General features: G+C 65.1%; 24 protein-coding genes and 1 pseudogene. 12 read left to right on the top strand and 13 right to left on the bottom strand.

Annotated features, from left to right (window positions below; genetic code table 11):
• The 4 genes and pseudogenes from ACM43_RS05905 to ACM43_RS05890 form a co-directional block, all read left to right on the top strand.
• Positions 1 to 87: pseudogene (locus tag ACM43_RS05905) on the top strand (chemotaxis protein CheW); the annotation flags it as partial.
• Positions 88 to 161: 74 nt separating this feature from the next.
• Positions 162 to 527 carry a response regulator gene (locus ACM43_RS05900; RefSeq protein ID WP_007600538.1) on the top strand — a complete coding sequence of 122 codons (366 nt, stop codon included), beginning with the start codon at positions 162 to 164 and terminating at the stop codon, positions 525 to 527.
• A 75-nt stretch (positions 528 to 602) separates the two neighbouring features.
• Entirely contained in the window at positions 603 to 1,790 is a 1,188-nt protein-coding gene (locus ACM43_RS05895) for a protein-glutamate methylesterase/protein-glutamine glutaminase (protein ID WP_271538830.1), read from the top strand.
• Positions 1,787 to 2,659: a CheR family methyltransferase gene (locus ACM43_RS05890; protein ID WP_271538828.1), complete on the top strand. Its 873-nt coding sequence runs from the start codon at positions 1,787 to 1,789 to the stop codon at positions 2,657 to 2,659. Before ACM43_RS05895 ends, ACM43_RS05890 begins: the two co-directional genes overlap by 4 nt.
• Before the next feature lie 157 nt (positions 2,660 to 2,816).
• Here the strand turns inward: ACM43_RS05890 and ACM43_RS05885 are convergent, their stop codons facing one another.
• The 4 genes from ACM43_RS05885 to ctrA form a co-directional block, all read right to left on the bottom strand.
• Positions 2,817 to 3,974 (bottom strand): glutathionylspermidine synthase family protein, encoded by a 1,158-nt coding sequence (locus tag ACM43_RS05885; protein WP_271538826.1) that lies wholly within the window; start codon positions 3,972 to 3,974, stop codon positions 2,817 to 2,819.
• Positions 3,975 to 3,977: 3 nt separating this feature from the next.
• Positions 3,978 to 4,364 carry a hypothetical protein gene (locus tag ACM43_RS05880; protein ID WP_271538824.1) on the bottom strand — a complete coding sequence of 129 codons (387 nt, stop codon included), beginning with the start codon at positions 4,362 to 4,364 and terminating at the stop codon, positions 3,978 to 3,980.
• A 1-nt stretch (position 4,365) separates the two neighbouring features.
• Complete coding sequence (locus tag ACM43_RS05875) at positions 4,366 to 4,770, bottom strand: DUF350 domain-containing protein (protein WP_128262757.1); 405 nt, start codon at positions 4,768 to 4,770, stop codon at positions 4,366 to 4,368.
• A gap of 165 nt (positions 4,771 to 4,935) precedes the next feature.
• Positions 4,936 to 5,637 carry a response regulator transcription factor CtrA gene (ctrA, locus tag ACM43_RS05870; protein ID WP_016848562.1) on the bottom strand — a complete coding sequence of 234 codons (702 nt, stop codon included), beginning with the start codon at positions 5,635 to 5,637 and terminating at the stop codon, positions 4,936 to 4,938.
• Positions 5,638 to 6,085: 448 nt separating this feature from the next.
• On the opposite strand from ctrA, the gene fliI reads away from it, so the two are divergent.
• The 6 genes from fliI to ACM43_RS05840 all read left to right on the top strand — a co-directional run bounded on the left by fliI (position 6,086) and on the right by ACM43_RS05840 (position 12,357).
• Positions 6,086 to 7,411, top strand: coding sequence for a flagellar protein export ATPase FliI (gene fliI / locus ACM43_RS05865; protein ID WP_271538821.1), 1,326 nt, complete (start codon positions 6,086 to 6,088; stop codon positions 7,409 to 7,411).
• A gap of 121 nt (positions 7,412 to 7,532) precedes the next feature.
• Entirely contained in the window at positions 7,533 to 7,952 is a 420-nt protein-coding gene (fliJ, locus tag ACM43_RS05860) for a flagellar export protein FliJ (protein WP_271538819.1), read from the top strand.
• 312 nt (positions 7,953 to 8,264) lie between these two features.
• Positions 8,265 to 8,810: a sigma-70 family RNA polymerase sigma factor gene (locus tag ACM43_RS05855; RefSeq protein WP_157285283.1), complete on the top strand. Its 546-nt coding sequence runs from the start codon at positions 8,265 to 8,267 to the stop codon at positions 8,808 to 8,810.
• A gap of 37 nt (positions 8,811 to 8,847) precedes the next feature.
• The gene (locus ACM43_RS05850; RefSeq protein WP_271538816.1) at positions 8,848 to 9,909 is read left to right on the top strand and encodes an anti-sigma factor; all 1,062 of its coding nucleotides are present in this window, start codon (positions 8,848 to 8,850) and stop codon (positions 9,907 to 9,909) included.
• Positions 9,910 to 10,059: 150 nt separating this feature from the next.
• A complete protein-coding gene (locus tag ACM43_RS05845; protein ID WP_157285281.1) occupies positions 10,060 to 11,019 on the top strand; it encodes a helix-turn-helix transcriptional regulator in 960 nt (319 codons plus the stop codon).
• Between the two features lie 117 nt (positions 11,020 to 11,136).
• Positions 11,137 to 12,357: an NAD(P)/FAD-dependent oxidoreductase gene (locus ACM43_RS05840; RefSeq protein ID WP_271538813.1), complete on the top strand. Its 1,221-nt coding sequence runs from the start codon at positions 11,137 to 11,139 to the stop codon at positions 12,355 to 12,357.
• Positions 12,358 to 12,637: 280 nt separating this feature from the next.
• Here ACM43_RS05840 and ACM43_RS05835 read toward each other — a convergent pair whose 3' ends face one another.
• The 8 genes from ACM43_RS05835 to ACM43_RS05800 form a co-directional block, all read right to left on the bottom strand.
• On the bottom strand, positions 12,638 to 12,838 hold the full coding sequence (locus ACM43_RS05835; RefSeq protein ID WP_057027387.1) for a hypothetical protein: 201 nt from the start codon (positions 12,836 to 12,838) through the stop codon (positions 12,638 to 12,640).
• A gap of 294 nt (positions 12,839 to 13,132) precedes the next feature.
• A complete protein-coding gene (gene flhA, locus ACM43_RS05830; RefSeq protein ID WP_271538810.1) occupies positions 13,133 to 15,274 on the bottom strand; it encodes a flagellar biosynthesis protein FlhA in 2,142 nt (713 codons plus the stop codon).
• A gap of 340 nt (positions 15,275 to 15,614) precedes the next feature.
• Positions 15,615 to 15,917, bottom strand: coding sequence for a copper-binding protein (locus ACM43_RS05825; RefSeq protein ID WP_271538808.1), 303 nt, complete (start codon positions 15,915 to 15,917; stop codon positions 15,615 to 15,617).
• Between the two features lie 17 nt (positions 15,918 to 15,934).
• On the bottom strand, positions 15,935 to 16,390 hold the full coding sequence (locus ACM43_RS05820) for a cupredoxin domain-containing protein (protein ID WP_157285276.1): 456 nt from the start codon (positions 16,388 to 16,390) through the stop codon (positions 15,935 to 15,937).
• 32 nt (positions 16,391 to 16,422) lie between these two features.
• Positions 16,423 to 17,757 carry a multicopper oxidase family protein gene (locus tag ACM43_RS05815; RefSeq protein ID WP_271538805.1) on the bottom strand — a complete coding sequence of 445 codons (1,335 nt, stop codon included), beginning with the start codon at positions 17,755 to 17,757 and terminating at the stop codon, positions 16,423 to 16,425.
• Positions 17,758 to 17,770: 13 nt separating this feature from the next.
• Positions 17,771 to 19,198, bottom strand: a complete 1,428-nt coding sequence (locus ACM43_RS05810) for a TolC family protein (RefSeq protein WP_271538803.1) — start codon at positions 19,196 to 19,198, stop codon at positions 17,771 to 17,773.
• Positions 19,199 to 19,207: 9 nt separating this feature from the next.
• Positions 19,208 to 19,489, bottom strand: coding sequence for a hypothetical protein (locus ACM43_RS05805; protein WP_271538801.1), 282 nt, complete (start codon positions 19,487 to 19,489; stop codon positions 19,208 to 19,210).
• 76 nt (positions 19,490 to 19,565) lie between these two features.
• Positions 19,566 to 20,012 (bottom strand): hypothetical protein, encoded by a 447-nt coding sequence (locus ACM43_RS05800; protein ID WP_271538799.1) that lies wholly within the window; start codon positions 20,010 to 20,012, stop codon positions 19,566 to 19,568.
• Between the two features lie 149 nt (positions 20,013 to 20,161).
• Here ACM43_RS05800 and ACM43_RS05795 point away from each other — a divergent pair, with 149 nt between their 5' ends.
• Positions 20,162 to 21,427: an MFS transporter gene (locus tag ACM43_RS05795; protein WP_271538855.1), complete on the top strand. Its 1,266-nt coding sequence runs from the start codon at positions 20,162 to 20,164 to the stop codon at positions 21,425 to 21,427.
• 74 nt (positions 21,428 to 21,501) lie between these two features.
• On the opposite strand, the gene ACM43_RS05790 is transcribed toward ACM43_RS05795, so the two are convergent.
• Positions 21,502 to 21,906, bottom strand: a complete 405-nt coding sequence (locus ACM43_RS05790) for a DUF4864 domain-containing protein (RefSeq protein ID WP_271538797.1) — start codon at positions 21,904 to 21,906, stop codon at positions 21,502 to 21,504.
• A gap of 219 nt (positions 21,907 to 22,125) precedes the next feature.
• On the opposite strand from ACM43_RS05790, the gene ACM43_RS05785 reads away from it, so the two are divergent.
• Positions 22,126 to 22,503, top strand: a complete 378-nt coding sequence (locus ACM43_RS05785) for a PRC-barrel domain-containing protein (RefSeq protein ID WP_074448090.1) — start codon at positions 22,126 to 22,128, stop codon at positions 22,501 to 22,503.
• Positions 22,504 to 22,985 lie beyond the last annotated feature (482 nt).

The following is a 22,985-nucleotide window of genomic DNA, read 5'->3' as shown; positions in this document are numbered from 1 at the left end:
GGCGTCCACCGCCTCGACGGACAGCTCATGGTCGTCCTCGACGTCGACCGCGTCCTCGAGCTCGCACCCGAGATGATGGCGGCCTGATACGGCGGCATTGCCGCCGAGGGACTTGCGATTGGAAGTGCCCCCGCAAAGGGGGGAAGGAAGCAGAGGTTCACATGCGAACTTGTCTCGTCGTTGATGATTCCAGCGTCATCCGAAAGGTTGCGCGCCGGATCCTGGAGGGGCTCGACTTCCAAATCCTCGAAGCCGAGGACGGTGAGAAGGCGCTGGAGGCCTGCAAGCGCGGCCTGCCGGACGCGGTGCTGCTCGACTGGAACATGCCGGTCATGGATGGCTACGAGTTCCTCGGCCATCTCAGGCGAATGCCCGGCGGCGACCAGCCCAAGGTGGTGTTCTGCACCACCGAGAACGACGTCGCGCATATCGCGCGCGCTCTGCACGCCGGCGCCAACGAATACATCATGAAGCCGTTCGACAAGGACATCGTGACGGCGAAATTTCAGGAAGTCGGCCTGATCTGAGCGATCGCCCGGAGGCTGAACGGATCCTTCGGCGCTTGTTTTCAACTGAACCGTTTCAGTCTGAGTTGGTGGGTAATGAGTGTTGCGTTCGCAGGTAATTCGACCATGGGCACGTCGCGCGAAACCGGGCCGCTGCGGGTGATGATCGTCGACGATTCCGTCGTCATCCGCGGTCTGATCTCGCGCTGGATCGGCGCCGAGCACGACATGGAGGTCGCGGCCTCGCTGCGCACCGGGCTCGAGGCGGTCAACCAGCTCGATCGCATCAATCCCGATGTTGCCGTGCTCGACATCGAAATGCCTGAGCTCGATGGCCTCTCGGCGCTGCCGCAACTGCTCGCCAAGAAGCGCGATCTCGTCATTATCATGGCTTCGACCCTGACCCGCCGCAACGCGGAGATCAGCTTCAAGGCGTTGTCGCTCGGCGCGGCCGATTACATTCCCAAGCCGGAATCGACGCGTGAGGCGTCGGCCGCGGATATTTTCCATCACGACCTGATCCAGAAGATCCGCCATCTCGGCGCGCGGCTGCGTCGCAAGTCTGCGGTTGCGAGCCCGCCGCTGGCGCCGGCGAGCCCGGCTCCCGTCGCGCGCAGTCCTGTCGCGCGGCCTGCCGCGCCTGCGCCCGCTCCGGCCCCCTCGTCAGGCTCGGTGTCAACGCGTCCGTTCTCGACCCAGGCGCCCAAGGTGCTGCTGATCGGCTCATCGACCGGCGGGCCTCAGGCGCTGATGGCGCTCGTCACCGAGCTCGGCCCGGTGATCGATCGCTTCCCGGTGCTGATCACCCAGCACATGCCGCCGACCTTCACCACCATTCTGGCCGAGCATCTGGCGCGCTCGAGCCGCCGGCCGGCGGCCGAGGCGGTCGACGGCGAGCCGGTGAAGCCGGGACGGATCTACCTCGCACCGGGCGGTAAGCACATGCGCGTCACGCGCAGCGGCGCCGATCCTGTGATCGCGCTCGACGACGGCCCCGCCGTCAATTTCTGCAAGCCTGCGGTCGATCCGCTCTTCACCTCCGCCATCGACGTCTGGCACGGCAACATCCTCTCGGTGATCCTGACCGGCATGGGCTCGGACGGCATGCGCGGTGGCAAGGACATCGTCGCGGCCGGCGGCAGCGTGATCGCGCAGGACGAAGCCTCCAGCGTGGTCTGGGGCATGCCCGGCGCGGCGGCCAATGCCGGCATCTGCGCGGCGATCCTGCCGCTCAACCAGATCGGCGCCAAGGTCAACCGCCTGTTCGCGGGAGACCGTTCGTGACGCCCACCGATTACGACTATCTGCGCAAGTTCCTGAAAGAGCGCTCCGGTCTCGATCTCTCCGCCGACAAGCAATATCTGGTCGAAAGCCGGCTGCTGCCGCTCGCCCGCAAGGCAAGCCTTCCCGGCATCCCCGACCTCGTCCTGAAGATCAGGAACGGCGACGGCCGGCTTGCGACCGACGTGGTCGAAGCGATGACCACCAACGAGACGTTCTTCTACCGCGACAAGATTCCGTTCGATCACTTGCGCGACACCATCCTGCCGGGCCTGATCCAGGCGCGTGCGGCGCGCAAGTCGCTTCGCATCTGGTCGGCGGCCGCCTCGACCGGGCAGGAGCCCTATTCGATCGCGATGTGCGTGAAGGAGATGGGCGCGGCGCTCGCGGGGTGGCGCATCGAGATCGTCGCCACCGATCTGTCGCAGGAGGTGCTGGAGAAATCCAAGGCCGGCCTCTACAGCCAGTTCGAGGTGCAGCGCGGTCTTCCGATCCAGCATCTGGTGAAATACTTCACGCAAACCGGCGAGCTCTGGCAGCTCAACGCCGACATTCGCGCCATGGTGCAGTTCCGCCAGCTCAATCTGCTGCAGGACTTCTCCCATCTCGGCACGTTCGACGTGATCTTCTGCCGCAACGTGCTGATCTATTTCGACCAGGACACCAAGGCGGTGATTTTCGAGCGCCTGGCGAAGGCGATGGAGGCCGACGGCACGTTGCTGCTCGGGGCGGCCGAATCCGTCGTCGGCATCACGGACGCGTTCCGCCCCATCGCCGATCGCCGCGGCCTCTATCAGCTCAACCCCGCGCGCTCCGGCCGTCCGATGGGCGGATTGATGCCGCCGTCGCTCAAGATCGCCGCGGCGAGGTGAGTTCTCTTTGTCATTCCGGGGCCGCGCATTAGCGCGGAGCCCGGAATCCATAACCACAGGCCATCGAAATAGGCAGGCGGTTAGACCAGGGCCATTTCATCCGACTGTGGTTATGGATTCCGGGCTTGCGACTTCGTCGCGCCCCGGAATGACAAAATCACAAAATCGCATGCGGCAAGAAGCGCGAGCGGTTGCCCGTGATCGGGCTCTCGTCCTCGCGGATCGACAGCCCGCAGGCCTCGTGGTTCACGAGCCAGCTTCCGATCACCGGATAGAAGCCCGAAAAGTTCGGCAGCGGAGCGAGCGCCTGGCGCACGAAGCCTTCGGCGCCGTAAGGCCCCGTCTGCTCGTCGAGCGGCAGGCCGCCGGACACGATCGTGACATTGGCGCCTTCGCGCGACAGCAGCGGCTTGCGCACATAGGACGTGCCGAGCTCGGCGGCGCGCGGATCATCCTCGAAGAAGGCCGGCAGCAGATTGGGATGGTTCGGAAACATCTCCCAGAGCAGCGGCAAGATGCCCTTGTTGGAGATCACCGCCTTCCACGGCGGTTCGATCCAGCGCGTCGGAGCATCCTTCAGCTTTGCGCCGAAGGTGTCCTGGAACATCCATTCCCAGGGGTAGAGCTTGAAGGCGAGCGCGATGTCGTTCTCGCCGAGATCGACGAAGCCGCCGGCCCCGTCGCGCCAGCCGACCTGCTCGATGTCGAGCAGCGTCGTCGAGAGTCCGGCCTGGCGCGCGGTGTCTTCGAGATAAGCGAGCGTGCCGGCGTCCTCTTCGTTGCCGGTGATCCCTGTGAGATGGACGTGGCTCCCAGCGATCTCCTTCCATGCCGCGATCAGCCGCTCGTGGATGGAGTTGAATTGGTCGGCACGCGAGGGGATGACGCGGCGTTCGATCGCCTGTTCGAGCCAGGTCCATTGGAACACCGCGGCCTCGAAGATCGAGGTCGGCGTGTCCGCGTTGTATTCGAGCAGCTTTGCCGGCGACTTGCCGTCGAACCTCAGATCGAGCCGGCCATAGAGGCTGCGGTCGTGGCGCTTCCAGCTCTCCGCGATCAGGCCCCAGAACGCTTCCGGAATCTTCAAGCGCCGCAGATGCCGCTCGTCGCCGATGACGCGGCCGGCAAGCTCCAGGCACATCGCATCGATATCGCCGGTCGGCGCCTCGATGCCACGCTCGATCTCGTCCAGCGTGAAGCCGTAATAGGCGCGCTCGTCCCAATAGCGCTCGCCGTCGATGGTGTGAAAGACGAAGCCGCATCGTGCCGCGGTCTCTCGCCAGTCGTCGCGCTCCAGGCAGGTGATGCGCTGCATGGATCAGCCGCCGCCCGAGAAGCCGTGGCCGAACGAGCCGAAGCCGCCGCGGCTCACGCTGCTGTGGCTGATATCGGACGACGTTCCCGACGAGGTATGGCTGGAGGAATCGCCGCTGAACAGGCTCGATCGCGACGACCAACGCGAGCTGCTGCCGCCCGACGAACTGCTGCTGCTGCTGGTGCAGGTCGTGGTCGTCTGCCCCGGCACGGCGCCGGGCGTGGGCTCGCAGTTCTGCCGCGGCATCAAGGTGTAGGCGGTGGTGCCGACGGCGATCGTGCCCATCACCAGCAGCGCGACGTGGCCGGAGCGCTTCACCGGCGGTCGCGGCGGCGGCTCGGCGACTGGCCGGCGCTTGCCGAACTCCTTCTTGGCGGGTTTGTCGGCCATGTCAGTAGATCATGCTGGCGGCGTTGAGCAGGCCCGCGGCGAGCGAGGACAGGCCGAGCCAGATCGCGGGGGCAAGCTCGCCGTCATCGATGCGCCTCGACAAGTCCGGCACCGGAACCTTGACGAGATAGAACACGATGACCTGCACGATAAGCGCGATCGTCGCCCAGATCAGGCAGTCCAGCACGTTGGCCGAATGCGCGATGGCGCTGACCAGCGGCGCCACGAAGCCGAGCAGGCTGAGCCCGAGCGCGATCGCCGCGGCCGGCTGGTTGTCGCGAATGAGCTGGAATTCGTTATGCGCCGTGATGCGGGTGTAGACGAACAGATAGGCCACGATCGCGATCAGCCCGGTGCAGAAATAGACCAGGAAGGCGGGCAGGCCGGCGAGTGATTGCAGGATCATCGTTCCCCCATCGTGCAGCGACCATTCGTCGGCAGGGGAAGGCTAGGGGTTCAAACGTTAAGCTTCCAATGAAGCGTCCCCCCAAAAACGAAAACCCCGCCATTTGCGGCGGGGTCCAGGCTGGGAGGAGCGAGCCTGACTGGGCTCGCGACGTAAACCCAGGGATCAGGCGGGGATGCGCTCGTCGGCCTCGTGCGGCTCGCGCAGCACGTAGCCGCGGCCCCAGACGGTCTCGATGAAGTTGCGGCCCTCGGAGGCGTTGGCGAGCTTCTTGCGGAGCTTGCAAATGAAGACGTCGATGATCTTCAGTTCGGGCTCGTCCATGCCGCCATAGAGGTGGTTGAGGAACATTTCCTTGGTGAGGGTCGTGCCTTTGCGGAGCGAGAGCAGCTCCAGCATCTGATATTCCTTGCCGGTCAGATGCACGCGCTGGCCGCCGACTTCCACCGTCTTGGTGTCGAGGTTGACGACGAGGTCGCCGGTCTGGATGACCGACTGGGCATGGCCCTTGGAGCGGCGCACGATCGCGTGGATGCGGGCCACCAGCTCGTCCTTGTGGAAGGGCTTGGTCATGTAGTCGTCGGCACCGACGCCGAGACCCTTGACCTTGTCCTCGATGCCGGCGAGGCCGGAGAGGATCAGAATCGGTGTCTTGATCTTGGAGACCCGGAGCTGCTTGAGCACGTCGTAGCCGGACATGTCGGGCAGGTTGAGGTCGAGGAGAATAATGTCGTAATCGTATAGTTTACCGAGATCGACGCCTTCTTCCCCCAAATCGGTCGTGTAGACGTTGAAGCTCTCGGACTTCAGCATCAGCTCGATCGACTGCGCGACGGCGCTGTCATCTTCAATCAGCAAAACGCGCATGCCAGTTCCCCATAGTCGCCGCTCCTGGGCGTCAGGTCGGCCGCATTCGCGGCACTCAACAAAACGCCTTTGAACAACTGATTCGGATCCTGACAACAGATGGTTAACAAAGTCTGATTCTGGAACGCAAGTCCCCCCGGTGCAATTTTTGTCGAATCGCCCTAAGGTCTTGTGCGCGAAGCAGCTTTCGTTACCCGATTCCGTTCAAGCTCCACTTTAAGAGACGGGCCTAACCGACTCCCGCGACTCAGCCTTCTTCTGAAGGGGAGCCACGCTCAGTCTCAAAGACAGTGACGCAATGATTAATGATGCGGGTAAACACGAAGTTAAGCGCCGTTCAGAAATATGGCGAAACTTAAGGTTTTCACCGTGATGTCCCGGGATCACCGAAGGCGACCATCTCATGAGGGCCCTCATATGAAGGCGCGCTGCTGATGAAGGCCCCCCTATGAAGGCGCTGGCCGAACAGATCGGCGACATCGACGGCATCAACATCTATGGCCGCGTGGTCGGCGTTCGCGGTCTGATGGTCGAGGTGGCCGGCCCGATCCACGCGATGTCGGTCGGCGCGCGGCTGGTGATCGAGACCGGCGCCAACCGCACCATTCCGTGCGAGGTGATCGGCTTCTCCGGCAACAATGCCGTGGTGATGCCGTTCGCCGGCCTCGAGGGTGTGCGCCGCGGCTGCAAGGCGGTCATCGCCAATGCCGCCAACCAGGTGCGGCCGTCCGCGGCCTGGCTGGGACGCGTCGTCAATGCGCTGGGCGAGCCGATCGATGGCAAGGGGCCGCTGCCGCAGGGCCCTTCGCCGATGCCGTTCCGCAATACGCCGCCGCCCGCACATTCGCGCAAGCGCGTCGGCAGCCCGCTCGATCTCGGCGTGCGCGCCATGAACACCTTTCTCACGTGCTGCCGCGGTCAGCGGATGGGCATCTTCGCAGGCTCCGGCGTCGGCAAGTCGGTGCTGCTGTCGATGCTGGCGCGCAACGTCGATGCCGATGTCAGCGTTATCGGGCTGATCGGCGAACGCGGCCGCGAGGTGCAGGAATTCCTGCAGGACGATCTCGGCGAGGAGGGCCTCGCGCGCTCGGTCGTGGTGGTCGCGACCTCCGACGAGCCGGCGCTGATGCGCCGCCAGGCGGCCTACCTGACGCTCGCGGTCGCCGAATATTTTCGCGACGAGGACAAGGACGTGCTCTGCCTGATGGACTCGGTGACGCGCTTTGCGATGGCCCAGCGCGAGATCGGCCTGTCTGCCGGCGAGCCGCCGACGGCCAAGGGTTACACGCCGACCGTCTTCACCGAGTTGCCGAAGCTGCTGGAGCGTGCCGGGCCGGGATTGGGCGAGGGCGCCATCACCGCGATCTTCACGGTGCTGGTCGACGGCGACGACCATAACGAGCCGATCGCCGATGCCGTGCGCGGCATCCTCGACGGCCACATCGTGATGCAGCGCTCGATCGCCGAACGCGGCCGCTATCCTGCGATCAACATCCTCAAATCCGTCTCGCGCACGATGCCGAAATCGGCCGATCCGCAGTTCTGGCCGGTCATCCAGCGTGCCCGCCAGGTGATGGCGACCTATGCCGACATGGAGGAATTGATCCGTCTCGGTGCCTACCGCGCCGGCTCCAGTCCCGAGGTCGACGAGGCGATCCGCCTGAACGAGCCGCTGGAAGCCTTCCTGCGCCAGCGCAAGGACGAAAAGGCGTCGCTCGCGGAGGGCTATCGCCAATTGGCGCAAATCCTCGGCAATTTGGAAACGGAACGCTAACTTTGTCCGGTCATCATCCGATCCCACAGAGTAGCAGAGCCGGTCTGGGCCCCCATCGGGCCCGTGGGGTGACCGGTATCGTCCCACGTGCAGCGGGGGGACTTCTGGGGAGTACGAGTCGATGAAGTCACGAGATACCCTCATCCGCCTGAAGAAGTTTCAGGTCGACGAGAAGCGCCGCCGGGTCACCCAGATCGAGACCATGATCGCCGACTTCCAGCGCATGTCGGTCGATCTCGAACGCGAGATCCAGACCGAGCAGGAGCGCGCCGGGATCAACGATCCCTCGCACTTCGCCTACCCGACCTACGCCAAAGCCGCGATCCAGCGCCGCGAGAACCTGACCCGTTCGGCCGACGAGCTCAAGGGCCAGCTCGAGGAAGCCAATGCCGCACTGGCCGAGGCCTTCGAGGAGCTGAAAAAGGTCGAGCTGCTCGACGAGCGCGACCAGGCCCGCGAGCGTGCCGAGGAGAACGCCCGCGAGCAGGCCGACCTCGACAGCATCGGCCTGATGCGTGCCCGCATCGGCGCCGTCGCCTGAGCCGCTAGCCGCCCCTCCAGGAATTGCCAAAACCCGGACCCGCAAGGTCCGGGTTTTCGCATGTGCTGTCCACAGTGTGGCGCCGCGCCCCTTGGTGGTCGGCTTGGCCCGGCGCTATGGTGGCGGGAATGAATGCTGTGTCAGCGACGGCGGTGCCCGCCTCTCCCTTGGGAGAGGTCGGCGCGGAGCGCCGGGTGAGGGGTGACGGTTTCCCGTTGCCCTGCGCCCCCTCACCCGATTTGCTGCGCAAATCGACCTCTCCCCGTCGGGGAGAGGTGAAGGGAAGCGACGGACCGCGGTCCAGGGGGCTGAATGCTGACGCCAGCGGAGCTGGTCGGGTTGATTGAGGCGGTGGCGAAGGGCGATCAGGCCGCGTTCGAGCGCCTCTACGCCGCCACGCGCGCGAAACTCTATGGCGTCGTGCTCCGTATCTTGCGCAGGCAGGATCTCGCGGAGGAGGTCATTCAGGAGACTTACGTCAAGATCTGGAGCAGCGCCGGCCAGTTCAATCCGGCCCTGTCCTCGCCGATCACGTGGATGGCCTCGATCGCGCGCAACCGCGCCATCGACATCGTCCGCAAGAAGTCGGAAGCCTCCATCGAGGAAGAGCCTCAGGCGATGGAGGTCGCGGCCGAAAGTCCCGATCCGCTGGCGCGCCGCGAGATGACCGAGGAGCTGAAGCGGCTCCTGGAATGCATCGGCCGGCTCGAGCCGGACCGTCAGAGGCTCGTGCTGCTCGCCTATTACAACGGCTGGAGCCGCGAGCAATTGGCGGAGAAATTCGCCGCGCCCGTCAACACGGTGAAGACGTGGCTGCGGCGCAGCATGCTGGATATCCGGGAGTGCCTCGGACTGTGAGCGCTAGGATGATGAGGGTGGTTCTGGACTGCAATTGATGGCCTACACGGAGGACCATATCGCGCTCGCCGCGGAATATGCGCTCGGAACGCTCGGCGCCGACGAGCGCGCGCAGGTCGAGACCATGATGGCGGTGGACCCGGCGTTCGCCGAGATCGTGCAGGCCTGGGCCTATCGGCTCGGCGTGCTCAACCAGATGGTCGGCTCGGTCGAGCCGCGTCCGATCGTGTGGGAGAACATCAGGGCGGAGATCGCGCGCACGACCGCCGCGCAGGAGCCGCCTGCGCCTGCCGAAGCTTCGGCGCCACCACAGCCGCCTGTGCCCGAGACGTTCTCGCTTCGACCTGCGGAGTCTCCGCCCGAGAGTTCGCAGCCGCCGGAGATGCTGCAGCCCGAAGCCGGGCCGCCTGAGGCGCCGCGTCCCGATCCTGATGCTCTTCCGGACATCGCGCCGCAATTCATCCCGCAAGTCCATGCGCCGGATGCCAACGTCGTCCGTGCGCCCCAAGCGCCGCTCGCCGACGACAGCAATGTGATTCGACTCGAGGGCCGGGTGAAGCGCTGGCGCACCGTCGCATCGGTGCTCAGTGCGCTCGCGGCTGCGCTGCTCGTGACGCTGTCGCTGCAGATCTTCCTGCCCGATGCGCTGCCGGGCGCCTTGCGTCCTCCGCCGCGCATCCAGACGGTGGAGGTGAAGACGCCGGCCGCGCCGCTCGCCGCCTCCGCGCAATATGTCGCGCTGTTGCAGGGCTCGGGCGGCGGTCCCGCCTTCATCCTCACCATCGACGGCGCGACGCGGAATTTCACGGTGCGGAAGGTCGGCGCGACGCCGGAGCCCGGCAAGAGCTTCGAGCTCTGGCTGATCTCGGACAAGCTGCCGCGCCCGCGCTCGCTCGGCGTGATCGGCGCCGGCGATTTCACCGCGCGTCCACTGCTCGCCTCCTACGATGCCGAGGTCGTCAATAGCGCGACCTTCGCCGTCACCGTCGAGCAGGCGGGCGGCTCGCCGAACGGCCAGCCGACCTCCGCCCCGGTGTTTTCCGGCAAGCTGATCGAGACCGTGCCGCCGTCCCAACCGCAGGCGCCCGCGCAGAAATAGGTGCCACGGCGACTGTCGCCACGGTCCATCCCGCTGTCGCAGCCCGACAAGTGCCCCCGAATCCGCCCCCGATTTGAACCTCCGCTCGCTCCGCGGCGTCAAATCCCCGGAATTTGAAGTCGGTGATGCCGGAAAGGGCGAGAAAATCAGATGGATGCAGCGAGAACGCCGGGCATCTTCCTTCACCAATATGCAGGCCTGCCGCACGGTCCGGCCTTCGAGCATTGGCGCGAGCGGGCCGTCGGTCGCTGCGGCCTCGATATCGGGCCGAGCCATGGCGACAGCATCGATTGCCGGCTGCAGATCAGCGTCGTCGACAACATCACGCTCGCCATTCCGGAAGGCGCCTCGGCGCAATATTCCCGCACGCAGAGCCAACTTGCCGACGGCAGCGACGATCTCGTCCTGATCGCGGCCCACGCAGGGCTCGTCCGCGTCGGGCAGAACGGCCACACCGTCGAGCTCGCGCCCGCCCAGATGGTGCTTGTCGACATGAGCGTGACCGGGACCGTCGGCCACACCGAGGCCGACCGCTTCACCAGCATTCGCATGCCGCGCCGTGCACTGCTCGACATCAATCCGCGCGCCGAGGACAAGCTCTCGCAGGTGCTCGTCGACGGCGCGGTCGCCGAGACCATCTTCCGCTACCACGCGATCGCCGCCAATCACGCGCCGCATCTCGATGCGGTCGGCCAGCGCCTGACCGCGCAGCACATGGTCGATCTCGTCGGTCTCCTGCTCGGCACCGATGCCGAGCACGCAAGCCGCGCACGCGGTCGCGGGCAGGCGGCGGCGCGCCTCGATCTCATGCGCGCCGACGTGATGGCCGCACTCGGCCGCAACGATCTCTGCCTCGCCGAAGTTGCGACGCGCTCTGGCTTGAGCCCACGCCAGGCCCAGCGCCTGTTCGAGCAGGCCGGCACGACCTTCACCGAATTCGTGCTGGAGCAGCGCCTGCTCCACGCGCGCAAGCTGCTCGGCGATCCCCGCGCCAGGATGCGCAAGATCAGCGACATCGCGCATTCCTCCGGCTTCTCCGATCTGTCCTACTTCAACCGCGCCTTCCGCAAGCGCTTCGGCACGACGCCCTCGGAGCTGCGCGAGGCATAAATCGCGATTTTGTGCAGCGGCGCGGACGCCGCCGCATTTGGTCGGCGCGTGTTGTTGCGCTAGTCTGTCTCTGCGGGCAGGCCGCAGTTTTTCCTCTGGAAAGTGCAGTAGGCGGAGATGGCGCGTATCGTCGTGCTCGGCGCCGGGTTTGCGGGGTTGTGGGCGGCCATCGGCGCCGCGCGCAAGCGCGAGGAGATCGGTGCGAGCGATCGCGACATCGAGATCCGTCTCGTCGACCGCAATCCCTATCACAATATCCGCGTGCGCAATTACGAGGCCGATCTCGCCGAGGTCGCGCTTCCGCTTCCGCAATTGCTCGATCCGATCGGCGTCAGCCACGGCGTCGGCGAGGTCGAGGCGATCGATCCGGCCCGGCGCGAAATCTCGCTCGTCACCAGCGCCGGCAAGGAGACGCTGCACTATGACCGCCTGGTGCTGGCGCTCGGCAGCGCGGTGATGCGCCCCGACATTCCCGGCCTGGCCGCACACGCCTTCGACGTCGACACCTATGCCGCGGCGCTCCGCCTTGAAGATCATCTGGTTTCGCTCGGACGCAGCGCGCCGTCTCCGGGCCATTCAACGGTGGTCGTGGTCGGCGCCGGCTTCACCGGCATCGAAGTCGCAGCCGAGATGCCGGACCAGTTGGCGCGCGCAGGGATCACCGGCCGCCGCCGCATCATCCTCGTCGATCCCAATCCGAGCGTCGGCGCCAGCATCGGCGCGAACGCGCGCCCGGTGATCGAGACGGCCCTGGCTTCGCTCGACATCGAGACGCGGCTCGGCGTGCGTGTCGCCGCGATCGAGGCCGCGGGCATGCGCCTGAGCTCGGGCGAATTCATTCCGGCACGGACGGTGATCTGGTGCGCGGGCATGCGGGCAAGCCCTTTGGCGGCGAGCTTTCCGGGCGGGCGCGATTCCCTCGGGCGTCTCCTCGTCGATCCCTACATGCGCGTGGCCGATGTCGACGGCGTGTTCGCGGCCGGCGACGTCGCCTCGACCGTGATCGACGGGTTGCATCCGACGGTGATGTCCTGTCAGTTCGCCCGTCCCATGGGCCGCTTCGCCGGCCACAACGTGGTCGCCGATCTCGTCGGCTTGCCCATGCTGCCGCTGCGGATCGACTGGTACGTCACTGTGCTCGATCTCGGTGGCTGGGGCGCGCTCTATACGGAAGGATGGAATCGCGAGGTCCGTGCCACAGGCGCGGAGGCAAAGGCGACCAAAGAGACCATCAACCGCAAGCGCATCTATCCGCCGCTCTCGGGGCGCAAGGACGAGCTGTTTGCCGCGGCCGCTCCGACCGTGCAGGCGCCGCCGCCGACGTATGGGGGAAGGTAGTTGGCAGGCAGGGCCGTGCCGCTTGCTCCGTCATTGCGAGCGCAGCGAAGCAATCCAGAGTCTTTCCGCGGAGGCAAGTCTGGATTGCTTCGCTGCGCTAGCAATGACGAATTGGACGCGCGTGCGCTCGCAATGACGAGGTACCAGAAATGGGAAAGCGCCCGTGGGGGGCGGGCGCTTTCTGTAGTCGACTTGGGGTTGGGGTCGTCTACATATCCACGTGGCGACTTTGGGGGGCTGGTAAAGAGCCGCGTGAATTCACAAAACTCGTCAGATCTCCTTAGCGAACGAGGGACGCGTTCGAACTGGTGACAACGACCGGCTTGCCGGCCTTGATGACGTGGGCGGTCTGGGTCAGGCCTTCATCCGAACCCGAGCGTGCCGTGATGCCGAGGCCAGCCACCGCGACCCCTGCGACGAGGGCGACGACCACGATTTTCAAATGGGTCGCGCGATCTGCGCTGTAGATCGAGTGGTTCATGGAAGCCTCCTGCCGCCATCTACCCGAAGTAGTCGCCGGCCGTTTGAGGCAGGTTCATGCTTCCGGTGCCCATCAACCTAGTATTGGGGGGATTCGTTCCCAAGGGGCCATCACAAGGGCGTGATATGACGTGATAGATCGCGATCAAAGTCGACCCTTGATCGTTCTTTTATATAATTATTTCAAAGCTGTAATGAGCCTATTGCCGGGCTTTTGAGGCCTTGGTCGACAAGGCGCCAGGAACTCAAAAACCATTTGCCTGTGGCTGAAAAACACACGGCTTCTTAAGGCAAATCAGATGCTTCCGACCGTTTTCAGCCTCGCCCTGGGGTGGATTTCGGCCTGCGACAGCACGGTGGTCTGGGCCCGGAACCGTTCCACCAGGGAGCGCACGAAGGGCCGAATGGAAGCGGAGGTGACCAGCACCGGCGCCTCGCCTTCGCGGGCGGCACGCTCGAACGCCTCGCGCACCGCGGTCATGAATTCCGAGAGTTTCGAGGGCTGCATGGCAAGGCTCCGCTCCTCGCCCTGGCCGATGATGGATTCGGCAAAAGCCTGCTCCCATTTCGCCGACAGTGCGATCAGCGGCAGATAGCCGGCGTAGGAGGTGTTCTGCGCGCAAATCTGCCGCGCCAGGCGGGCGCGGACGTGCTCGACCATGGTTGCGGGGTTGCGCGAGAAGGCGAGCGAATCCGCGATGCCTTCGAGGATGGTCGAGAGGTCGCGGATCGAGATGCGCTCGGCGAGCAGCAGCTGCAGCACGCGCTGGATGCCGGAGACCGTGACCTGGCCGGGGACGATGTCCTTGACCAGCTCGCTCTGCTCCTTCGGCAGCTCCTTGAGCAGCTTCTGCACCTCGCCGTAGGATAACAGGTCCGACATGTTGGCCTTGAGCAGCTCGGTGAGATGGGTCGAGAGCACGGTCGCGGCGTCGACGACGGTGTAGCCCTTGAGCGAGGCCTCTTCCTTGAGGCTGGCATCGACCCAGGTCGCGGGCAGGCCGAAGGTCGGCTCGGTGGTGTGGATGCCGGGCACCTGCACCTGGCTGCCACCGGGGTCCATGACCATGAACTGGTTCGGCCAGATCTTGCCGGTGCCGGCGTCGACCTCCTTGATCTTGATGATGTAGGTGTTGGCCTCGAGCTGGACGTTGTCGAGGATGCGCACCGCCGGCATGACGAATCCCATCTCGATCGCGAGCGAACGGCGCAGCGCCTTGATCTGCTCGGTGAGTCGGTCGGTGCCGTCCGGGCCGTTGACCAGCGGCAGCAGGGCGTAGCCGAGCTCGATCTTGAGGTCGTCGATCTTGAGCGCGGCCGAGATCGGCTCTTCCGTCGCGGCAGCCCCTGGCGCACCCGGCGTTCCCGGAGCGGGCGCGGCCTGGGCGGCCGCTTCGGCCTTGGCCGTCACCCGGTTGCGGTTGCGCGCGTTCCAGGCCAGCGCGCCGGCGCCGGCGCCGAGCGCGAGGAAGGGAAGAGTCGGAATGCCCGGCAGCGCCGCCAGCACCAGCATCACCGCCGAGGACATCGCCAGCGCCTGCGGATAGCCGGAGAACTGCTTCATCAGCGCCTTGTCGGCGGCGCCGGAGACGCCGGCCTTGGAGACGAGCAGGCCGGCCGCGGTCGAGACGATCAGCGCCGGCACCTGGGTGACGAGACCGTCACCGACGGTCAGCAGCGTGTAGGTGCGGCCGGCGTCGGCGAAGGACATGCCCTGCTGCGCGACGCCGATGATCATGCCGCCGACGACGTTGATGAAGACGATCAGGAGGCCGGCGATCGCGTCGCCCCGGACGAACTTGGAGGCACCGTCCATGGCGCCGAAGAAGCCGCTCTCGTCCTCGAGCTCTTTGCGCCGCTCCTTGGCGACCTTCTCGTCGATCAGGCCGGCGGAAAGGTCGGCGTCGATCGCCATCTGCTTGCCGGGCATGGCATCGAGGTGAAAGCGCGCGGCGACCTCGGCGATGCGGCCCGAACCCTTGGTGATGACGACGAAGTTGACGATGATCAGGATGGCGAAGACGATGATGCCGATGACGAAATTGCCGCCCATCACGAAGTTGCCGAAGGCTTCGATGACGTGACCGGCCGCGGCCGTGCCCTCGTGCCCGTGCGACAGGATCAGGCGGGTCGAGGCCATGTTGAGCGACAGCCGCAGCATGGTCGAGATCAGCAGGACGGTCGGGAAGGCCGAGAACTCCAGCGGCGTCTGGATGAACAGCGACGTCATCAGGATCAGGATCGACAGGGTGATCGAGATCGCCAGGAACACGTCGAGCACGATCGCCGGCAGGGGCAGGATCAGCACCACCAGGATAGTGAGGATGCCGAGCGCCAGCGCGATGTCGCCGCGCTTGAGGACGGTGACGATGTCGTTGAGGGAGGGGATGCCGGGCTTCGCGCCGCCTACGCCCTGTCCCGCGGTGACGTCGACCATGGTAGCTGCCTCCCCGCGCGCCTGCCGTCCGCGCGCCCCAAACGTCTGCGCGGCGGCCGACGGGCCGCCGTTCCGAAAGTGAGGCACCGCACTGGCGTCCACGGGAGCTCCCGTTCTACGCGGCTGACGACACTCGACTTCACCCGGCAATTTTTGCCCGGTGTATGGTTAGCAAAGGGTTAACGAGGGGGTGGGAAGGGGACGGCAGGGGATGTTTCGGGATCGGGTTGTCATTCCGGGGCGATGCGGAGCATCGAGCCCGGAATCCATCGTGCGGCGGAGTTGGTCGAGGAATGGATTCCGGGTTCGCCCTGCGGGCGCCCCGGAATGACACGGAGGGCTACTTCGCCTTCTGCATCTTGGTCACCGTGTACCCCAACGCCGCTTCCTCGGCCTCGAAGGTGATCTTGTCGCCGACCTTCACCTGCTTGAGCATCGCCGCGTCCTTGACGCGATAGACCATGGTCATGGGGTCCTCCATGCCGAGGCTCTTCGCCGGTCCGTGCTTGAGCGTGATCTTGCCGGCGCCTTCGTCGATCTTCTTCACCTCGCCGCTGATCGCGGCGCCCTCGGCGGCGAGGGTTGCAGTCGCAAGGCCGAGAGTCAGCGCCAGCGCCGAAGCGATACGGATGATGCGGGTCATGTGGATCTCCTTTCGCGTTACTTCACGGTGACCTGGCCGACCATGCCGTATTCGCGATGGTCAGGAATGAGGCACGAATATTCGAACGTGCCGGCTTTGCTGAACTTCCAGAGGATCTCGGTCGTCTTTTTTGGGGCAAGCCGCGCCGCATTGGGCTCGTCGTGCTCCATGTGCGGATGCTTCTTCATCTGCTCCGCATGCGCGAGATTCTCCTTAGGTGTGGCCAGCAGGAATTCGTGGTCCTCCTTACCGACATTGCGCAGCACGAATCGGATCTGCTCGCCGCGCTTCACCTCGATCTTCGCCGGCGTGTAGTCCATCTCGTTCATCAGGATCTCGATGGTGCGCGCGGGCTTCTTGGGATCGCCGGGCTCGCCGGCTGAATAGTTTCCGTGCCCGTGCTTGTCGTGCGCAAAGGCCGGCGCGGTCGAAAGTGCAGCCAGAGCGAGGGCGAGCTTGATCGTGGTCTTCATCGTAGTCTCCGGTTGGTGGTTCATCGAAACGCTCACATCTTGTGCTTCATCGGCGGACTGCCGGATTTCTGCCGCGCCGGCTCCGGGGCGGGTGCGGCGACTTCGTAGGCGACGGTGCCTGGCGGGAATTTGTACGGACCAGGATCGCGGTAATCGTCGCGCGCGAGGTCTTCGCGGATCTTCATCACGGTGAACATGCCGCCCATCTCGATCGGCCCGAACTGGCCGGTGCCGGTCATCATCGGCAGCGTGTTGTCGGGCGTGGGCATCTCCATGTTGCCCATCGCCATGCCGGTCGAGCCCATGGCCATGCCGTCGGGCGCGAGCTTGCCGACGGCCTTGGCGAGGTCCTTGCGCGACACGCCGATCAGGTTGCGCACGTCGTGTCCCATCGAATTCATGGTGTGGTGCGACTTGTGGCAATGGAACGCCCAGTCCCCGGGATTGTCGGCGAGCACGTCGAACACCCTGATGGCGCCGACGGGGACGTCGGTGGTCGTCTCCGGAATCTGCGCGCTCTCCTGAATCCAGCCGCCATCGGTGCAGGTAACGGCGAAGCTATGGCCATGCAAATGAATCGGATGGTTTGTCATGCTGAGATTGCCGATGCGCACGCGCACCTTGTCGCCGAGCCTGACCGGTAGCGGATCGATTCCGGGAAAGACCCGCGCGTTCCAGGTCCACATGTTGAAGTCCGTCATCTCGTTGACGTGCGGCAGATACGTGCCGGGGTCGACACGATAGGTGCTCATCACGAACACGAAGTCGCGGTCGACGGCGCGGAAGTTCGGGTCGCGCGGGTGCACGATGAACATGCCCATCATGCCCATCGCCATCTGCACCATCTCGTCGGAATGCGGATGGTACATGAAGGTTCCGCTCCTCTTCATCTCGAACTCGTAGACGAAGGTCTTGCCGGGCTGGATGTGCGGCTGGGTCAATCCGCCGACGCCGTCCATGCCGCTCGGGATGATCATGCCGTGCCAGTGCACCGTGGTGTATTCGGGCAGTCTGTTGGTGACGAAGATGCGGACCTTGTCGCCCTCGACCGCCTCGATGGTCGGGCCCGGCGATTGCCCGTTGTAGCCCCACAAATTCACCTTCATTCCTTCCGCGAACTCGCGCACCACCGGCTCGGCGACGAGATGGAATTCCTTCCAGTCGCCGTTCATGCGGAACGGCAGCGACCAGCCGTTCAGCGTGACCACGGGTCGATAGTCCGGGCCGCTGCTCGGATGCAGCGGCGGCTGCATCACCACCTTGTCCATGGTGGGTGCTTCCGGAATCGACGCGGCCTGGACACGGCCTTGAATGGCGGATGCGCCGACAAGCGCGGCGGTGCCTAAAAATCCTCGGCGGGAAAACATCTTGGCCTCCGTCTCAGTGGCCGCCGCCTTCGGCAGGAGCTGCCGCGGCAACGGTGGTTGGATTGTCGCCAACGCCGGCGGGTAGGCCGCCGCCGTTGACGGCGGTCTGCAGATCGGCCTGGGCGAGAAAGAATCTCTGCCTGGCGTCGATCGCGCCGCGCAGCGCCGCGAGGCGCTGTCGCGCTTCGGTGAGCAACGCGAAGATGTCGACCTGCATGCTGGAGAAGCGCAGCTGCATCTCCTCGGTGATGATCTTTCGCAACGGGATGATCTCGCGCTGGTAGTGGCCGGCGATGTCGTAAGTGGAGCGATAGACGCGATAGGCGTCGCGCGCCTCGGACCGCACATTCACGGCTCGCTCGGTCAGGCGGTTGAAGGCGAGGTTGTAGGTCTCCGCCGCCTGACGCACGCGCACCTCGCCGCCGTCGAAGATCGGAATCTGAAACTGCAGGTCGAAGCCGCGCTCGCGGAACGGCGGCCCTTCCGGATCCTGGGTGCGGCGGGAGATGCCGGCGATATCGAGCAGCGTCACGAAGCGCGTCGCCTCGGTGAGGTTCAGCGCCTTCGCCAGCGCGGCCAGCTCCAGCCGCGCGATCTGCAGGTCGAGGCGATGCGCCACCGCGTCGGCTTCGATCGTGGGAAGGGTTAGCGGCCGGCGCGGCAGTGGCGGCAGTTGATTGGGCAGGCGGAAGTCGAGACCGTCGTCCCACAGCCCCATCAGGCGCGCCAGCCTTTCGCGCGCGCTTCCCGCCATCTGCCGCGCGGTGGCGAGGTCGGCGGTGGTCTCGGCATAGAACACCTGCTCGCGGGCCTGATCGAGCTTGTTGAGCGAGCCGGTCTCGCCGAGCTTGAGCGCGAGCTGTGCGGTCGATTCCGCCGTCGCCTTCGCGTCGGTCAGCAGCCCCACCATCTCGTTGGCGGCAACCGCACGGACATAGGCGCGGCGCACGTCCGAGGCGAGCCGTAGCGTCGCCAGCGCCGCGCGAAGCTGCGCGCCGCGGAAGCGTTCGCGGGCGATCTCGGACCGGAACGGCAGGGTGGCGAGCGCGAGGATGTCGCCGACCACCTGGCGCTCGATCTCGCTGGCGCCATTGCCGGTGATGCGGGAGATTGCGAACACCGGATTGGCCGGCAGGCTCTGCTCGACCAGCTCGGTCTCCGCCAGCGCCAGCTCGTTGTAGGCGGCCTGCAGTCCCTTGTTGTTGAGCAGCGCGATCTGCACGGCGGTGTCAACGCTGAGCGTGCGCGAGAGCAGCTGCCGGACGCGGGCATCGACCGCGGCGGCGCCCTCGGCCGAGCGCACGAAGGCGACGTCCTTGTTGATGGCCTGGCTCGTCAGATCCGAGACCGCGCTCATGCCGCTGTCGGGCGAGAACGCGGCGCAGCCGGAAAGTCCGAGCGCGGCGAGCACGAGCAGGCCTCGCGCAAAATGCTGTGACATCGCGCGCTCCTACCGCTCTTGCTTCGGCTGCGGCGTCACCGCCTCGTTGCGGCCACGCCAGGGTGCCGGGGTCGCAGGCCGCAGGCTGGTATAGGGCGCGATGGTCGAGCGATAGCCGATGGGGGCCACCTTCGCCGCCGGATCTGCGGGATCCGCGCTGGCCATGTGCGTCGTTGCCGGCATGCAGCCGGACAGCGTCGGCCCGGCAAAGGCCAGCAGCAGCCAAGTGAAACGTGAGTGTCGATCATCCACCGAGGATGCGGCAGATTTCGCCCCGGAAAGCGCAACCATGTCTTAATTCCTGATCTGGAGACCACAGGTTCGCGCGCGCAAAAGCGCGCATCGAAACCGACGCCGTCGTGTCAGATCAGGCGATGGGAGGACGGTAGTGCTGGGGCGGCGCCGCGCTGTGCAGGCTGGGCACGATCTCGGGTGCACAGGTCGACATCGGCCGGAGCGGCGTGGCGACGCTGGGCAGATCGGCCGGCAGCGCACTGACGCACATCATCGCACAGCACGGGCCCACTGTTCCCTTGCCGTCGTGATGATTCGGGGCAGGTGCGTCCTTCGCGGCGGTCTGCGAAGGCGTTCCCGCGTGCTCGTGCGGAACATCGCCAGGGTTCGCAGCCATATCATGGTTCGCAGCCATATGGTGATGCGCCGGAACGAGGTCAGCCTGGGCATCGTCGCCGAGGCAGGGCGCAGCATTGCCCCAGGCGAGGCTTGCGGCCGGCGCGAGCACGCAGAACAGATAGGCGAGGGCGATGATCCGCCCCACCCTGATCCGCATCGATCGCGTCAATCGCATCAACATCCCGCCGATAGGCTCCTCGCGCGGCAATGTTGCACACGCTTGTTGCAAACTAATGGCAAAAGACACATTCGCCAAGAGCTTCTTACCGCAGCGCACCGCGCATGCCCAATATCGCGGCAAGATGGTTGACCATGCGGCGGTCCGCGAACATGGTCCTGCTCGTGCACGCGCCAAATCATCCAGGGCAAACACCTGACGCCTTCACCCCTGACTCCCGTCAGGCCTGGGTGCGGCTCGTCATTGCCCTCCTGATCGGCTCGATCGGGGCCGTCGGCATGTGGGCGGTCGTGGTCGTGATTCCCGTGGTGCAGGCCGAATTCGGAGCCACGCGCGGCGCGGTTTCGCTGGCTTTCACCCTCATGATGTTCGGCTTCGGGCTTGGCGGCGTGATCGCCGGCAAGATCACCGACCGGTTCGGCATCGTTCCGGCGATGGCGATCAGCATCGCCTTCCTCGGCGTCGCCAATGTGCTCGCGGGCCTGTCGGGCCAGCTCTGGCAGTTCGTGGCGGCTTATTTCTTCATCGGGCTCGGGACGTCGGCGACCTTTGCGCCGCTGATGGCCGAAGCCTCGCACTGGTTCGAGCGCTATCGCGGTCTTGCCGTGACCATAGTCGCCAGCGGCAATTACGTCGCCGGCGCGATGTGGCCGCCGATCGTGAGCTGGGGCACGCAGGACATCGGCTGGCGTTACACCCATATCGGCATAGGCATCGTCTGCGCCGGCCTGATGACGGTGCTGGTGCTGATCCTGCGCGCGCAGATGGGGCGCGACACTGTCCACGACCATGCCAACGCGCCGCCGCCGCGGGTCGATCTCAGGCTGTCGACGAATACGCTGACGGTGCTGCTCTCGATCGCCAGCATCTCCTGCTGCGTGGCGATGGCGATGCCGCAGGTGCACATCGTCGCCTATTGCGGCGATCTCGGTTATGGAGTCGCGCGCGGCGCCGAGATGCTGTCCCTGATGATGGGCTGCGGCATCGTCAGCCGGATCGGCTCGGGCTACCTCGCCGACAAGATCGGCGGCATCTACACGCTGCTGGTGGGATCGCTGGCGCAGGGCTTTGCGCTTGTGTTCTATCTGTTCTTCGACAGCCTGACCTCGCTCTATCTGATCTCCGCGATGTTCGGCCTGTTCCAGGGCGGCATCGTGCCGAGCTACGCGATCATCGTGCGCGAGGCGATGCCGGCGAGCGAGGCCGCGACCCGCGTCGGCATCGTGATCTTTGCGTCCGTGTTCGGCATGTCCTTCGGCGGCTGGGTGTCCGGCGTCATCTTCGATGCCACCGGCTCCTACGCCGCGGCGTTCGCCAACGGCGTGGCATGGAACGCGCTGAACATCGGCATCGTCGTGCTGCTCTTGATCCGCGCGCGGACGGGCTCGGTCAAGACCGGCCCGAGCTTTGCCACTTGAAGTTTGAGCATGATCTTTTCGGAAAACCGCTACACACTTTGCGCTAACGCGGCCCTCCGGGTCCGGATCGTGCTTTAAACCGATTGTCCCGCCTTCAGCAGCGAGCAGCCGGTGATCTTGTAGCTGCCGTCGCCCTGCTGCTCGAGCGTGTAGAGTGCCTCCCAGACCTCGCCATTGGCATCGATGATATGAACGCGCTGGGCGATCCAGCCGCCATCGGTCTTGCTCTCGCCAAATTCGAAACTCTTGTGACGATAGACCGGCGCGTAGCCGTTTCGCACCACGGACATGAAGATGTCGGGTGCGGGAAAGGTCTCCTTGATCGCCGGTGCCGCATAGGAATAGGCCGCCGCTGCATCGTCGCGAACGAAGGCCTGCTCCTGGGCGCGGATAACGCTTTGGGCCGCCGCGATATCGCCGGCAAACGCTGAATGATGACAGGCAACAATGAGAGCGATCAGCAAGGCTGCGATGCGCATGGCAGGCTCCGCGTTGAGATCCCGGCGGAGGCGATGCTAGCACTCTGTGCCGCCAGGGCGTGTACTCAGATATCACGCGCTGGGTTTGAACGCTCCAGGTGCCGCTCATCCGGGACAGCGGCGCAGCAGCAGGCAGCTGCGACGTGTTCTCCTAAGGCAGGAACGGCTCCGCGACGGCCGAGTTAAGCCGGCAAAACCACCTTACCAAGGAGCAAAGTCATGGCCCGTGCAACAGCACATCCGGATCATCACTGCATCTCAAGCGAGGACATTGAGGGAACCGAGGTCTATGGAGCAGATGGGACGAATATCGGCGAGATTGATCACCTCATCATCGACAAGGTGTCAGGCCGCGTGGCTTATGCGGTCATGAGCTTTGGTGGATTTGTGGGCTTGGGTCACAGCCACTACCCGATTCCCTGGGGCGCTCTGAAATATGACACGTCGCTTGACGGTTTTCGAACCAATATCACCGAGCAACAACTGAGGGATGCGCCTGAGTTCAGCGATGACTCCTGGGAAGATCGGGATTGGGAAACGCGAACCCATCGGTATTATGGGACGCCAACTTACTGGGAAGGGCGAGGTGGCCTATAACGCCAGCGGCGCGTCAGGACAGCTGAACTGATTGACCGGCTCTCATTGGATGCTGTCGGGTTTGATCCGGCCGACTGGGGGCTTGGTGCTCGATGCCTCAGTCGCCGCGCCTTGTCGCGGCGACTGGCGATGAATCGCGGTCATTGGCTCAGTCGAGGCAAAACCAGCGATAACCATATCCATCAAGCGCGATAGCAGTGCCGTCGGCGCTGGACTTCGAATCGTAAATTCGGTTGCCGAATATATCGGTCAGCTTGCGGCCTTGCATTCTTCGGGCTTTTGTTGGTGGCGCGCCGCAAAAGCACGCGAACGAGCTGCTGAACTCGCAGCAACGGGACTGGGCACTCGCCGTTGTATTGGGTGTCGAACGAGCTGGTTACTGTCCTGTTGGGCCTCGTGTTGTACATTGCCCACATCCACAATCAGTCGCCCGTTCCAGCTTTGCTCTGGCTCGCCGACCTCCCAATCATTGTGGCTTTGCT

Source organism: Bradyrhizobium sp. CCBAU 45321 (genome assembly GCF_028128975.1).
Lineage (GTDB): Bacteria > Pseudomonadota > Alphaproteobacteria > Rhizobiales > Xanthobacteraceae > Bradyrhizobium > Bradyrhizobium yuanmingense.
Note: the sequence above shows the minus strand (reverse complement) of the source record. Positions and strands in the feature narration are given on the sequence as shown.